Origin of the sequence: Massilia terrae (assembly GCF_024753145.1) — a bacterium.
GTDB classification, from domain to species: Bacteria; Pseudomonadota; Gammaproteobacteria; order Burkholderiales; family Burkholderiaceae_D; genus Telluria; species Telluria terrae.
In genome coordinates this window covers 69,786-83,134 of sequence record NZ_JANUGU010000010.1, presented here as the reverse complement: position 1 = coordinate 83,134, position 13,349 = coordinate 69,786, and the positions used below count along the sequence as shown (strand labels likewise).

Here is a 13,349-nt window from a genome sequence, read left to right as displayed (position 1 = left end):
CGTTCAGCTGATCGCGCCGGCCCGCTTGCGCAGCCTGAACACCGCCAGGCTGCCGCGCAGGTTGGGCATGAAGTCCACCGGCCGCCCATCCGCCAGCGCCACGCAATCGAGCACTTCGAGCCCGCATTCCTGCGCCAGCTCGCGGAAGTCGTAGATGGTCGCGCAGCGCACGTTCGGCGTGTCGTACCACTGGTAGGGCAGCGAACGCGACACCGGCATGCGGCCGCGCAGCAACGCCACGCGGTGCGGCCAGTAGCCGAAGTTGGGGAAGGAGACGATCGCCTCCTTGCCGACGCGGACGATGTCGCGCAGGAGCTTCTCGACGTGCTGCATCATCTGCAGCGACGACAGGCACAGCACCAGGTCGAAGGAGTTGTCCCCGAACAGGCCCAGGCCCTGCTCCATGTCGTGCTGCAGGACGCTGATGCCGCGCCGGGTGCTCTCCAGGACCTTGTCGTCGGCGATCTCGATGCCGTAGCCGGTGCAGCGCTTGGCCTGCTCCAGGTGGCTCAGCATGGCGCCGTCGCCGCAGCCGACGTCCAGCACGTGGGCGCCCTCGCCTACCCAGCTGGAGATGAAGGCCAGGTCGGAACGGATGATGGTGTCTTGGGTGATCATGCTGCCTCCGCCCAGATGCGATCGTAGTAAGCCCGCACCACGCCCATGTAGCGCGGATCCTCGAGCAGGAAGGCGTCGTGCCCGTGCGGCGCGTCGATTTCGGCGTAGGTGACCTTGCGCCGGTTGTCGACCAGCGCCTGCACGATCTCGCGGCTGCGCTCCGGCGAGAAGCGCCAGTCGGTGCTGAACGAGGCAATCAGGAACTGGGCCTTGGTGCCTTCCAGCGCATGCGTCAGGTTGCCGCCATGGGCGCGCGCCGGGTCGAAGTAGTCGAGCGCCTTGGTGATCAGCAGGTAGGTGTTGGCGTCGAAGTATTCGGAGAACTTGTCGCCCTGGTAGCGCAGGTAGGATTCGATCTCGAAGTCGATGCCGAAGTCGAATTTGTAATCGTCGCTTTCGGCCGCGTTGCGCAGCTTGCGGCCGAACTTCTCGGCCATGTCGTCGTTCGACAGGTAGGTGATGTGGCCGACCATGCGCGCCACCTTCAGGCCGTTCTTCGGCACCACGCCGTGCTCGTAGAAGTCGCCGCCGTGGTAGTCCGGATCGGTCAGGATGGCCTGGCGCGCGACGTCGTTGAAGGCGATGTTCTGGGCCGACAGTTTGGGCGTGGATGCGATCACGATGCAGTGGCGCAGGCGGTCCGGAAACATGATGGCCCACGACAGCGCCTGCATGCCGCCGAGCGAGCCGCCCATCACGGCCGCGAACTGCTCGATGCCGAGGCGGTCCGCCAGGCGCGCCTGCGCGGCCACCCAATCTTCCACCGTCAGCACCGGGAACGCGGCGCCATAGGGCTTGCCGGTGGCCGGATTGGCGTGCATCGGACCGGTCGAGCCGAAGCACGAACCGAGGTTGTTCACGCCGATGACGAAGAAACGGTCGGTGTCCACCGGCTTGCCCGGGCCGACCATATTGTCCCACCAGCCCGCGCTTTTCGGGTTGTTGTCGTAGACGCCGGCCACGTGGTGCGACGCGTTCAGCGCGTGGCAGATCAGCACCGCGTTGGACTTGTCGGCATTGAGCGTGCCGTAGGTTTCATACATCAGTGTGTAGTCGCCGATCTGTGCGCCGCTTTGTAGCTGCAGCGGTTCGGCGAAGTGCATCGCTTGTGGCGAGACGGTTCCGAGTGATCCCATCGATGTTCTGGTTGTTTATAGCTACCGTTTGATGTCGTCGTCCCGCCGGGGCGGGAACGACGGAAGTGGTGGATTACATGACCTGCAGCTGCTCCACCGCCCGCGCGATCTCGTTCGGTTCCATCGAACGCATGATCTTGCGGGTGTATGGCGTGATCGCCGGCAGGTCGGCGTTCAGGATTTCCTGCTTCACCGCGAGCAGCTGCGCCGGGTGCATCGAGAACTCGCGCAGGCCCATGCCGAGCAGCAGGCGGGTGAGCTTGACGTCGCCCGCCATCTCGCCGCACACGGCGACGTCCTTGCCGGCCTTCTTGGCCGTGGCGATGGTCATCGCGATCAGTTGCAGCACCGCCGGGTGCAGCGGATTGTACAGGTGCGCCACCTCGTAGTCGACCCGGTCGATGGCGAGCGCGTACTGGATCAGGTCATTGGTGCCGATCGAGAAAAAGTCGAGCCGCCTGATGAACATCGGCAGCGCCAGCGCGGCCGCCGGGATCTCGATCATCGCGCCCACCTCGACCGCCTCGTCGAACTTCACGCCTTCGTCGCGCAGCTCTTCCTTGGCCTGGCGGATCATGTTCAGCGACTGGTCGATCTCGAAGGCGTGCGCCAGCATCGGGATCAGGATCCGCACCTTGCCGTAGGCGCTGGCGCGCAGGATCGCGCGCAGCTGGGTCAGGAACATCTGCGGTTCGGCCAGGCAGTAGCGGATCGCGCGCAGGCCCAGCGCCGGGTTGAGCGCATTGTGTTCGGTGGTGTCGAGCGGCTTGTCGGCGCCGATGTCGAGCGTGCGGATGGTCACCGGGCGGCCCTTCATCGCCAGCACCGCCTTGCGGTACTGCTCGAACTGTTCGTCCTCGCCCGGCATCTTGTGGCCGGCGCGGCCCATGAACAGGAACTCCGAGCGGAACAGGCCGACCCCGGCGGCGCCCGCATCGAGGGCGCCCGGGCAGTCCTCCGGCAGCTCGATATTGGCCAGCAGCGTGACCGGGGTGCCGTCCTTGGTGATGGCCGGCGTCTTCTTCAGCTTGAGCAGGCGCTTGCGGGCCTTCAGCAGCATCGCCTGCTGCACGCGGTACTGGTCGAGCACCAGCGGGCTCGGATTGCAGATCACCACGCCGGCGTCGCCGTCGATGATGACCCAGTCGTCCTGCTCGATCAGGCGCGAGGCCTGCGACAGGCCCACCGCGGCCGGGATGTCGAGGCTGCGCGCGACGATCGCGGTGTGCGAGTTCTGGCCGCCGACGTCGGTGACGAAGCCGATGAAGGAACGGTCGCGGAAGGCCAGCATGTCGGCCGGCGAGATGTCGTGAGCGACCACGATCATCTGCGGCTTGTAGCCGTTGTCGTCGCCGACCGGCGGCGGCGCCTTGAGCGCGGTGCCCATCAGGACCTTCAGCACGCGCTCGGCGACCTGCTGGATGTCGTGCTTGCGCTCGCGCAGGTACTCGTCCTCGATCTCGTCGAACTGCGCCGACAGCTCATCGATCTGGGTCACCAATGCCCATTCCGCGTTGTAGTGGCGGGTGCGGATGATGTCGAGCGGGGCTTCGGAGATCATCGGGTCCGACAGGATCAGCACGTGGACGTCGATGAAAGCGCCCAGCTCGGTCGGGGCATCCTTGGGCAGCTCGGCCCACAGGGTCTGCAGGTCCTGGTGCACTTCGGCGATCGCATCCTGCAGGCGGTGCACCTCGGCCTCGACCTGCTCTTCCGGCACCAGGTAGTGCTGGACGTCGAGCGCGGCCGGCGTGAGCAGGTGCGCGCGGCCGATCGAGATGCCGCGCGAGACCGGGATTCCATGTAGCGTGAACGATGCCATCGGCGGTCTCGTTTGGTAGCGTCCCCAGCCCGGTTCGAACGGCATTACTCGCCTTCGCCGAACTTGTCGTTGACCAGCGCGGCCAGCGCGTTGACCGCCTCCTGTTCGTCCGGGCCCTCGGCCTCCAGGGTGACCTTGGCGCCCTTGCCGGCGGCCAGCATCATCACGCCCATGATCGACTTGGCGTTGATGCGGCGCGCGTTGCGGGTGAGCCAGACGTCGCTCTGGTACTTGGCGGCGAGCTGGGTGAATTTGGCGGATGCGCGGGCGTGCAGGCCCAGCTTGTTGGTGATTTCGAGTTCTTGTTGGATCATCTTGTCGTTATGGTGTTGTAGAACCAGCCGCCGTACTCCCGCTTTTTGTGTCTAAAAATCATCCGGCTTCGCCGGTGATTTTTAGCTCATGCATTTCCAAACAAAAGTAGGGGTGTACTTTTGTTTGTGGTTAGTCTGGGCCGACGCGGACCCGGTTGTCGATCTTGCAGGCGCCGTTCTGGGCGCCGGCCAGCGCCATTTCGGCCACCACGTCGAGCGTGTCGCGGCGGTAGGTGATCGCGCGCAGCAGCATCGGCAGGCTGATGCCGGCGATGATCTGCACGTGATCGGCCTCGCCCAGCGCGTTGCAGCAGTTGCTCGGCGTGCCGCCCTTGATGTCGGTGACCACCAGCACGCCGTCGCCGTCGTCCAGGCGCGCGATGGCGCGCCGCGCCATGCCGTTGACCTCGGACAGGTCCTGGTCGGCGGTCACGTCGATCGCCTCCAGGTGCTCGACCGGCCCGCGAAACACGTGCGCGGCCGCCGCGATGAAGGCCTGGCCCAGCGGTGCGTGGGTCATCAGCAAGATGCCTACCATGATCTCAAAGTCCTGTCGCCTGCTCGACCGCGTCGATGAACATCGCGGCCACGTCAAATCCGGATTGGTCGGTAATTTCCTGGAAACAGGTTGGACTCGTGACGTTCACTTCCGTCAGGTAATCACCAATCACATCCAATCCTACCAGCAATAAGCCACGCTCGACCAGAACCGGTCCCAAGGTTTCGGCAATTTCGCGGTCGCGCGCTGATAACGGTTGGGCCACGCCGGTGCCGCCGGCCGCCAGGTTGCCGCGCACTTCGCCGGCCTGCGGAATGCGGGCCAGCGCGAACGGCACCGGCTTGCCGCCGATGAGCAGCACGCGCTTGTCGCCCTTGACGATAGCGGGAATATATTTTTGCACCATAATGGTGCGCCTCCCCAGGTCGGTCAGCGATTCGATCACCGAGCCGAGGTTCATGCCGTCATCGCGGACGCGGAAGATCCCGGCGCCGCCCATGCCGTCGAGCGGCTTGAAGATCACGTCGCGGTGCTCGGCGTGGAAGGCACGCAAGCGAGTGGCGCTCTGCGTGACCAGGGTCGGCGCGGTGAACTGGCTGAACTGGCTGATGGTCAGCTTTTCGTTGTGGTTGCGGATTGCCGCCGGCGAATTGAACACGCGCGCGCCCTGGCGCTCGGCCGCTTCCAGCAGATAGGTGCCGTAGACATATTCCATGTCGAAAGGCGGATCCTTGCGCTGGATGATCGCGTCGAAGCTCGACAGCGGCACCGATTTGCCCGGTTCGGCGCGATACCAGTCGTCGAGCTGGCCGGTGAGCGTGATGCGCGACGCCTCGGCGGTAGCGATGCCATTCTCCAGTGCCATATCGCGCTGTTCGAACGCGTAGATGGCGTGGCCGCGCTTGGCGGCCTCGCGCATCATCGCGAAAGTCGAATCCTTGTAGGTCTTGAAACTGGACAGCGGATCGGCGAGGAAAGCGATGTTCATGGAGAATTCCAGTAACTGAATGACTTGGATTTTAGCTGGAAACGGCAACTGCCGTTGGGAGCGGGGCTCGGCCGAGGTGGCTAACCATCGCGATCACACTGCCCCACTTTGCAGCGGGCACGTCGCCAAGGGCTCGTCAATGCGGCGCGCAAGATCGGCGCGCAAATCGGACAGCGCCGCGATCCGCTCGTCGATTTCCTTGAGCTTCCCGCGCAGCACCTCGCGCAGCACCGGCCCGGACGCTCCACCGCCCGTCAGCATCGGCAAGCCCGATTCGATCTCGGCCAACGTGAAGCCCAGCGCCTGCGCGGTGCGCACGTAACACAGCCACTCGACCGCCTCGGCCGGATATTCGCGGTAACCGTTGCTGCGCCGATTCGACGCAACCAGCCCGCGTTTCTCGTAAAACCGTAAGGTATCCCGGCTCAGGCCGGTTGCGGACGACAATTCGCCGATTTGCATGGTGTGACCTAAAAAAAGCTTGACCATGGAGTGTACTCCAACCCCGAACATGGGCGTCCCATCCTCGACGAACAACGCCATGAAAACATTGTCCCGCCCCGCTTACCTGAAGATCGTCCGCGCCAGCGCCTGGTACGACCTGGTCCTCAGCGCCCCGTTCGCCACGCCCTGGACCTTCGCGCTCCTGCACGAGGCCGTCTCGCGCTTCAACCAGGTGCTGGGCGGCGCGCCGCTGCCCGCCTTCGGCCCCCTCCAGACGATGCTCGCCAACATGATGGGCACGGTCGTGGTGATCTGGTCGGTGGTGCGCCTGCTCGAACCGACGGTCCGCCTCGGCCGCTTCGACGGCGCCGGGCGCTTCCTGTTTGCAAGCTGGATGAGCTGGGCCCTGCTCGCGACCGGCGCGCCGATCCTGTGGATGATGGTGATCCCCGAAGTCGCCTGGGGCATCATCCAGTGGTGGCCGGTGGCGCCAGCGCGTCAATACACCTCGGGATTCGGATCGGTCCGCTCCAGCTCGAGCGAGGCCGCCAGCAGCGCCAGCCTTGCCACCACGCCGTAGACGTAGAAGCGGTTCGGCGCCGCCGTGCCCGGCTTGGCCGACAGGTCCGGCACCGCGTGCTGCTGCGCGAACGCGAGCGGCACGAACTGCGAGCCCGGCGCGTTCAGGTTCTGGTCGATGCCGCGCTCGGCGTGCACCCGGTAGAAGCCGCCGACCACGTAGCGGTCGATCATGTACACCACCGGCTCGGCCACCTTGTCCTCGATCGACTCGAAGGTCGGCACGCCTTCCTGGATCATGACGTCGGTGACTTGCACTCCGTCCTTGATGACCGACATCTTGTTGCGCTGCTTGCGGTTCAGGTCCTTGACCTCGCTGGCGTCCTTCACGGTCATGATGCCCATGCCGTAGGTGCCCGCGTCCGGCTTGACGATGACGAAGGGCTTTTGCTCCTTCATCCCGTATTCCTTGTACTTCTTCTTGATCTTCGCAAGCAGCATCGAGACGTTGTCAGCCAGGCATTCCATGCCCTGGTCTTCCTGGAAATTGACCTCGCCGCATTTCGCATGCAGGGGGTTGACCAGCCAGGGATCGATGTCGATCAGCTTGCCGAATTTCTTGGCCACCTCGTCGAAAGCCTTGAAGTGGTTGCTCTTGCGCCGCACCGCCCAGCCCGCGTGCAGCGGCGGCAGCAGCGATTGCTCGTGCACGTTTTCGAGGATGGCCGGGATGCCGGCCGACAGGTCGTTATTCAGCAGGATGGTGCAGGGGTCGAAGTCGGCCACCCCGACGCGGCGCCCGTTGGGCGAGCGCACCAGCGGCTCGATCACCAGCATATTCCCGTCCGGCAGCGCCAGCGGGGTCGGCTCGGTCACGTCCGGCGACAGCGAACCGAGGCGCACGTGCAGGCCGGTCTGGCGGAAGATCTGCATCAGGCGCTGCACGTTCTGCAGGTAAAAGGGATTGCGCGTGTGGCTTTCCGGGATCAGCAGCAGGTTGCGGGCGTCCGGGCAGTACTTGTCGATCGCCGCCATCGCGGCCTGCACCGCCAGCGGCAGCATCTCGGTGGCCAGGTTGTTGAAACCGCCGGGGAACAGGTTGGTGTCGACCGGGGCCAGCTTGTAGCCGGCGTTGCGCAGGTCCACCGAACAGTAGAACGGCGGGGTGTGTTCCTGCCACTCGAGGCGGAACCAGCGCTCGATCGCGGGCGTGGCCTCGAGGATTTTCTTCTCCAGGTCGAGCAAGGGACCGGAGCGGGCAGTGACAAGGTGCGGAACCATGAATGAGCGTCCTTAGTTTGGGCTTCTTGATAAAAATTGTAGTAAGCATACATCGGGGCGTCATATCGGGTTTTAAAGGCCGCGCTGTTGAAATGGATAAAAAAAGCGGCCCGAAGGCCGCTTTTCCCCAGCTATACCCGCGTTTTTTACGCGTGGTACGCCGATTCTCCATGGCTGGTAATGTCCAGCCCTTCCCGCTCCTGCTCTTCCGGCACGCGCAGGCCCACCACCAGGTCGACCACCTTGTACGCGATGAAGGCCACCACGGCCGACCACACGATGGTGGTCAGGATGGCCTCGCCCTGAATCAGCAGCTGGCCGCCGATCGCGTACGGATCGGCCGACAGCTTGTTCGTCACATAATCGAAGATGCCCTGGCCGCCCAGCTGCGGCGCGGCGAACACGCCGGTCAGCAGCGCACCGAGGATGCCGCCCACGCCGTGCACGCCGAACACGTCCAGCGAGTCGTCGGCGCCCAGCAGGCGCTTGAGGCCGTTCACGCCCCACAGGCAGACCAGGCCGCCCACCAGGCCGATCGCCAGTGCGCCCATCGGGCCGATGAAGCCGCAGGCCGGGGTGATCGCCACCAGGCCGGCCACCGCGCCCGAGGTCGCGCCCAGCATCGACGGCTTGCCCTTGAACACCCACTCGCCCAGCAGCCACGACACGGCCGCGGCGGCAGTCGCCAGCATGGTGTTGATGAAGGCCAGTGCGGCGGCGTCGCCCGCTTCCAGCGCCGAGCCGGCGTTGAAGCCGAACCAGCCCACCCACAGCAGCGAGGCGCCGATCATGGTCATCACCAGCGAATGCGGGGCCATCGATTCACGGCCGTAGCCGATGCGCTTGCCGACCACGAAGGCGCCGACCAGGCCGGCCACCGCCGCGTTGATGTGGACCACGGTACCGCCGGCAAAGTCCAGCGCGCCCTTCTGCCACAGCCAGCCGCCCTTGGCGGTTTCGGAAGCGAGGGTGGCGGCGTCCTTGATGCCGTCCGGACCCGGCCAGAACCAGACCATGTGCGCGATCGGCAGGTAGGCGAAGGTGAACCACAGCACGGTGAACAGCAGCACCGCCGAGAACTTGATGCGCTCGGCGAAGGAGCCGACGATCAGGCCGCAGGTGATGGCCGCGAACGTGCCCTGGAAGGCGACGTAGATGAATTCGGGGATCGCCACGCCCTTGCTGAAGGTGGCGGCGGTGGCGAAGCTGCCGGTAGCCGGATCGAAGATCCCGCGCAGCATCAGCCGGTCCAGCCCGCCGATGAAGGCATTACCCTCGGTGAAAGCCAGCGAATAGCCGTACAGGCACCACAGCACGATGATCACCGAGAAGATGGTGAACACCTGCAGCAGCACCGACAGCATGTTCTTGGCGCGCACCAGGCCGCCGTAGAACAGGGCCAGGCCAGGGATCGACATCATCACCACCAGCAGGGTGGCGACGATCATCCACGCGGTGTCGCCCTTGTTGACGACCGGCGCGGCATAGGCCGGCAGCGCCAGCCCGAGCGCGGCGATGGCCGCGAGCGCGCGAGTAAGGAAGGATTTCATGGTGTCCCTTTCAAAGTGCTTCGTTGCCGGTTTCGCCGGTACGGATACGAACGACCTGCTCGAGGTCGGCGACGAAGATCTTGCCGTCGCCGATCTTGCCGGTGCGCGCGGCGGTCTCGATCACCTCGACCACCTGCTCGACCAGGCTTTCGTCGACCGCCGCCTCGATCTTGATCTTGGGGAGGAAGTCGACCACGTACTCGGCGCCGCGGTACAGCTCGGTGTGGCCCTTCTGGCGGCCGAAGCCCTTCACTTCGGTCACGGTCATGCCGTGCACGTTGATGGCCGACAGCGCTTCGCGCACCTCGTCCAGCTTGAAGGGCTTGATGATCGCGGTGATCATTTTCATGGCTTACCTCGTCTTAAAAAGTCTTCGATAGGGACAGCACCGCGGCCGACTTGCCCAGGTTCTCGCCGCTCGGCGCGCGGTAGGCGCTGGAGGTGGTCTTGACCCAGGCCAGCGCCACGGTGGCGACGCCGAAGTCCTTGGACACGCCCACTTTCCAGTCGGTGTAGGACAGCGGATCGTTGTGGCGCACCTCCTGGCGGCCGGCGTGCAGCTGCACGGTCACGCCCGGCATGCCGGTTTCCAGGTTGGCGCCGATGTCCAGGTAGCCGCTGTGCTTGCTGTCGGGCGCGCCGAACAGGTTGGTCAGGCTGCTGGAATACTTGATGTAGGCCGGGCCGTAGCCGAGCTGGCCGTACAGTTCGAAGGTGTTGGCGTTCGGCTTCAGGCCGTTGTCCGGGTACAGGTAGTACAGGCCGCCGACGTCGTAGCTGATCCCGTTGCCGAGGTCGCCCTTCTTGCCGCCGTAGATATCCCATTCGACATTGCCGGAGCCGCCGCCGTCCTTGATCCAGTGGATGGTCGACAGCCAGGTGCCGGCATACAGCCCGGTCGGCGTGTTGCTGTAGTCCATGCCGCCCTGCAGGGCCGGGTCGAGCCGGCTCTGGGAAATGCCGCGGTAGCGGTAATCGGTGACCACCGACGCGTTGTAGCTCAGCTGGTTGTCCGGCTGCGGCTCATCGGCGAAGGCCGGTGCGCTGCAGGCGCCCAGCGCCAGCACTGCTGCAATCATGTGCTTCTTTTTCATGGGATCCCCTTTGGTGAACGATGCTGGTGTTGCGGTTACAATCTTGATATGCACTGCTTCGTTGTTATCTGTTAGCACGATGCGTGCCACCTCCCAAAATCGCGGGCCGCGCTTGTTTTTCGCTCAGGCACGCCCCAATTTGGTTGAGGGATTCCCTGCGCGCGCCACCCCGGGCGCACCAGCAGGCAGCGAAATGCACCTTGCTGGTGCGCTAATCAATGGAAACGGTATGAATAATTTCTTCAACGACTTGCAAGTCAAGATCAACGAGGCGATCGAGAACTCGCCCGCCAAGGACATCGAACGCAATGTGAAGGCGATGATGACCCAGGGCTTCTCGAAGCTGGACCTGGTCACGCGCGAAGAGTTCGACATCCAGGCGCAGGTGCTGGCCAAGACCCGCGCCAAGCTGGAGGCGCTGGAAGCGCGTGTGGCCGAGCTGGAGGCGCGCCTGGCTGCGCAGCAGGCTTCTTAAACCGGTTTAAGGCGTCGGCTCCGGCATTCGTGGATAGTCTGTGTTACCTGCCCGCTGCGGCAGGCCAGAACAACAGGACCACCAATGAATGCAAACGAAAAAATGATCGCCGCGTCGCAGATGGCACCGCAGGAGGTGTCGCTGGACGTATTGCGCGAGAAGTACGCCAAGGGCGAGGAGCAGACGGTCGCCGACGTGCGCGCGCGCGTCGCCCGCGCGCTGGCCGCGCTGGAGCCGGAGGAGCGCCGCGCCGAGCTTGAACAGCGCTTCCTGTGGGCCCAGGAACAGGGCTTCGTGCCGGCCGGGCGCATCAACTCCGCCGTCGGCCTGGGCATCAAGGCCACCCTCATCAACTGCTTCGTCCAGCCGGTGGGCGACTCGATCACCGGGCTGGAGAACGGGCTGCCCGGCATTTACACCGCCCTGTCCGAAGCCGCCGAGACCATGCGCCGCGGCGGCGGCGTCGGCTACGACTTCTCCGCCATCCGCCCGCTCGGCAGCAAGGTGCGCGGCACCCAGTCGCGCGCCTCCGGGCCGGTCTCCTACATGGAAGTGTTCGACTCGTCCTGCCGCACGGTGGAATCGGCCGGCGCGCGGCGCGGCGCCCAGATGGGCGTGCTGCGCATCGACCACCCGGACGTCGAGCAGTTCATCGCCGCCAAGGACAACGGCGGCTTCTCCAACTTCAACCTGTCGGTCGGCGTCACCGACGCCTTCATGGAAGCGGTGGTGGCCGACGCCCACTTCGACCTGGTGCACCACGCCGAGCCGGGCGACGACCAGCTCGCGGCCGGCGCCTGGCAGCGCGAGGATGGCCTGTGGACCTACCGGCGGGTAGCAGCGCGCGAGCTGTGGGACCGGGTCATGCAGTCCACCTACGACCACGCCGAGCCGGGCGTGCTGTTCATCGACCGCATGAACGCGGAAAACAACCTTTGGTACTGCGAGACCTTGCGCGCCAGCAATCCTTGCGGCGAGCAGCCCCTGCCTGCCTACGGCTGCTGCGACCTGGGATCGCTCAACCTGACCATGTTCGTCGACCGCCCCTTCACCGGCGAGGCCAGCTTCGATTTCGCGCGCCTGCGCGAGGTCGCCACGGTCGCGGTGCGCATGCTCGACCTGGTGCTGGACGCGACCCAGTGGCCGCTGCCGCAGCAGGCCGACGAGGCGCACGCCAAGCGCCGCATCGGGCTGGGCTTCCTCGGCCTGGGCAGCGCGCTGGTGATGCTGGGCCTGCGCTACGACTCGCAGGAAGGCCGCAGCCTCGCCGCCGACATCGCGGGTGAACTGCGCGACGCCGCCTACGCCGCCTCGGTCGAACTGGCGCGCGAAAAAGGGGCGTTCCCGCTGTTCGACGCCGAGAAGTACCTGCAGGGCCAGTTCGTGCAGCGCCTGCCCGAAGCCCTGCGCGCCGCGATCGCCGACCACGGCATCCGCAACTCGCACCTGCTGTCGATCGCGCCGACCGGCACCATCACCCTCGCCTTCGCGGACAATGCCTCGAACGGCATCGAGCCGGCATTTTCCTGGACCTACCAGCGCCGCAAGCGCCAGCCGGACAACTCCTTCCGCAGCTACGAGGTGGCCGACCACGCCTGGCGCCTGTACCGCCAACTGGGCCATGACGTGCTGGATGACGCCAGGCTGCCGCCGCAGTTCGTGACCGCGCTGCAGATGCGCGCGATCGACCACCTGCAGATGATGGAAGCGGTGCAGCCCTTCGTGGACACCGCGATCTCCAAGACCGTCAACGTGCCGGCCGATTATCCCTACGACGATTTCCGCGACCTGTACACCGAAGCCTGGCGCGCCGGCCTGAAGGGCCTGGCCACCTACCGCCCCAACGCGGTGCTGGGCAGCGTGCTGTCGACCACGCCGGTGGCCGAGAAGCCGGTGCTGGCGGACGATGACCCGCTGCGCAAGCGCTTCGAACGCCGCCCGCTGGGCGAGCTGGAATCGGTCACCTCCAAGATCGAGTACTCGACCCAGGAAGGCAAGAAAGCGGTCTACCTGACGGTGAGCTTCATCCGCGCCGACGGCGTGTACGAAGGCCAGCAGGTGACCATCGAACGTCCCTTCGACTTCTTCATGCCGGCCAACCAGCGCAGCGACGGCCAGCAGTGGATCACGGCGTCGATGCGGCTGTTGTCGATGGTGGCGCGCGCCGGCAGCCCGATCGCCAAGGCGCTGGCCGACATGCGCGAGGTCGTGTGGGAGAAAGGCCCGGTGCGCTGCGGCTACCTGACGCGCGAGGACGGAACCCAGGTGCCGGTGTACCACGACTCCGAGGTGGCGGCGATTGCCTTCATGCTGCAGCGGATCCTGATCCGGCGCGGCTTCCTCGACGCCTACGGCAACCAGGTGCCGGTGCCGCAGCTGGTCAAGCGGCTGGCGGAGCGGCAGTACTCGCTGCACGAACTGCCCGCGCAGCCGGTGGCGACCACCGCCGAGGGCATGGCGGCGACCACGCCGGGCGCCAAGTGCCCCGAGTGCGGTGCGCGCGCCCTGCGCAAGGTCGACGGCTGCACGCGCTGCACCGCCTGCCACTACATGGGCGGCTGCGGCTGAAACCAGCTTCCGCCCTGTCTCATTCAATCACAGGAGTCAAC

The 13,349-nt window shown here is 65.6% G+C and carries 14 protein-coding genes; 3 read left to right on the top strand and 11 right to left on the bottom strand.

Annotated elements, in window-relative coordinates:
• Positions 1–3: 3 nt before the first annotated feature.
• From metW to NX778_RS22385, 7 genes are all read right to left on the bottom strand, one after another.
• Positions 4–618: a methionine biosynthesis protein MetW gene (gene metW / locus NX778_RS22415; protein ID WP_258814027.1), complete on the bottom strand. Its 615-nt coding sequence runs from the start codon at positions 616–618 to the stop codon at positions 4–6.
• Entirely contained in the window at positions 615–1,754 is a 1,140-nt protein-coding gene (metX, locus tag NX778_RS22410; protein ID WP_258814026.1) for a homoserine O-succinyltransferase MetX, read from the bottom strand. Before metX ends, metW begins: the two co-directional genes overlap by 4 nt.
• A gap of 73 nt (positions 1,755–1,827) precedes the next feature.
• A complete protein-coding gene (gene ptsP, locus NX778_RS22405; protein WP_258814025.1) occupies positions 1,828–3,576 on the bottom strand; it encodes a phosphoenolpyruvate--protein phosphotransferase in 1,749 nt (582 codons plus the stop codon).
• Positions 3,577–3,620: 44 nt separating this feature from the next.
• On the bottom strand, positions 3,621–3,890 hold the full coding sequence (locus tag NX778_RS22400) for an HPr family phosphocarrier protein (RefSeq protein ID WP_258814024.1): 270 nt from the start codon (positions 3,888–3,890) through the stop codon (positions 3,621–3,623).
• Positions 3,891–4,020: 130 nt separating this feature from the next.
• Positions 4,021–4,428: a PTS sugar transporter subunit IIA gene (locus NX778_RS22395; RefSeq protein WP_258814023.1), complete on the bottom strand. Its 408-nt coding sequence runs from the start codon at positions 4,426–4,428 to the stop codon at positions 4,021–4,023.
• A gap of 4 nt (positions 4,429–4,432) precedes the next feature.
• Complete coding sequence (gene gshB / locus NX778_RS22390; protein WP_258814022.1) at positions 4,433–5,377, bottom strand: glutathione synthase; 945 nt, start codon at positions 5,375–5,377, stop codon at positions 4,433–4,435.
• Between the two features lie 93 nt (positions 5,378–5,470).
• Positions 5,471–5,866, bottom strand: coding sequence for a MerR family transcriptional regulator (locus NX778_RS22385; protein WP_258814021.1), 396 nt, complete (start codon positions 5,864–5,866; stop codon positions 5,471–5,473).
• Between the two features lie 52 nt (positions 5,867–5,918).
• Here NX778_RS22385 and NX778_RS22380 point away from each other — a divergent pair, with 52 nt between their 5' ends.
• Complete coding sequence (locus NX778_RS22380) at positions 5,919–6,401, top strand: hypothetical protein (protein WP_258814020.1); 483 nt, start codon at positions 5,919–5,921, stop codon at positions 6,399–6,401.
• Here NX778_RS22380 and gshA read toward each other — a convergent pair.
• The 4 genes from gshA to NX778_RS22360 all read right to left on the bottom strand — a co-directional run bounded on the left by gshA (position 6,320) and on the right by NX778_RS22360 (position 10,265).
• On the bottom strand, positions 6,320–7,621 hold the full coding sequence (gene gshA / locus NX778_RS22375; RefSeq protein WP_258814019.1) for a glutamate--cysteine ligase: 1,302 nt from the start codon (positions 7,619–7,621) through the stop codon (positions 6,320–6,322). The two genes, NX778_RS22380 and gshA, sit on opposite strands and share 82 nt — an antisense overlap.
• A gap of 146 nt (positions 7,622–7,767) precedes the next feature.
• A complete protein-coding gene (locus NX778_RS22370) occupies positions 7,768–9,171 on the bottom strand; it encodes an ammonium transporter (protein ID WP_258814018.1) in 1,404 nt (467 codons plus the stop codon).
• Between the two features lie 10 nt (positions 9,172–9,181).
• On the bottom strand, positions 9,182–9,520 hold the full coding sequence (locus tag NX778_RS22365; RefSeq protein WP_258814017.1) for a P-II family nitrogen regulator: 339 nt from the start codon (positions 9,518–9,520) through the stop codon (positions 9,182–9,184).
• Between the two features lie 13 nt (positions 9,521–9,533).
• Complete coding sequence (locus NX778_RS22360) at positions 9,534–10,265, bottom strand: TorF family putative porin (protein WP_258814016.1); 732 nt, start codon at positions 10,263–10,265, stop codon at positions 9,534–9,536.
• A 229-nt stretch (positions 10,266–10,494) separates the two neighbouring features.
• Between NX778_RS22360 and NX778_RS22355 the strand changes: the two genes are divergently transcribed.
• Together NX778_RS22355 and NX778_RS22350 are read left to right on the top strand one after the other, a co-directional pair.
• Positions 10,495–10,740 carry an accessory factor UbiK family protein gene (locus NX778_RS22355; RefSeq protein ID WP_258814015.1) on the top strand — a complete coding sequence of 82 codons (246 nt, stop codon included), beginning with the start codon at positions 10,495–10,497 and terminating at the stop codon, positions 10,738–10,740.
• Positions 10,741–10,824: 84 nt separating this feature from the next.
• A complete protein-coding gene (locus NX778_RS22350) occupies positions 10,825–13,308 on the top strand; it encodes an adenosylcobalamin-dependent ribonucleoside-diphosphate reductase (RefSeq protein WP_258814014.1) in 2,484 nt (827 codons plus the stop codon).
• Positions 13,309–13,349: the final 41 nt, after the last annotated feature.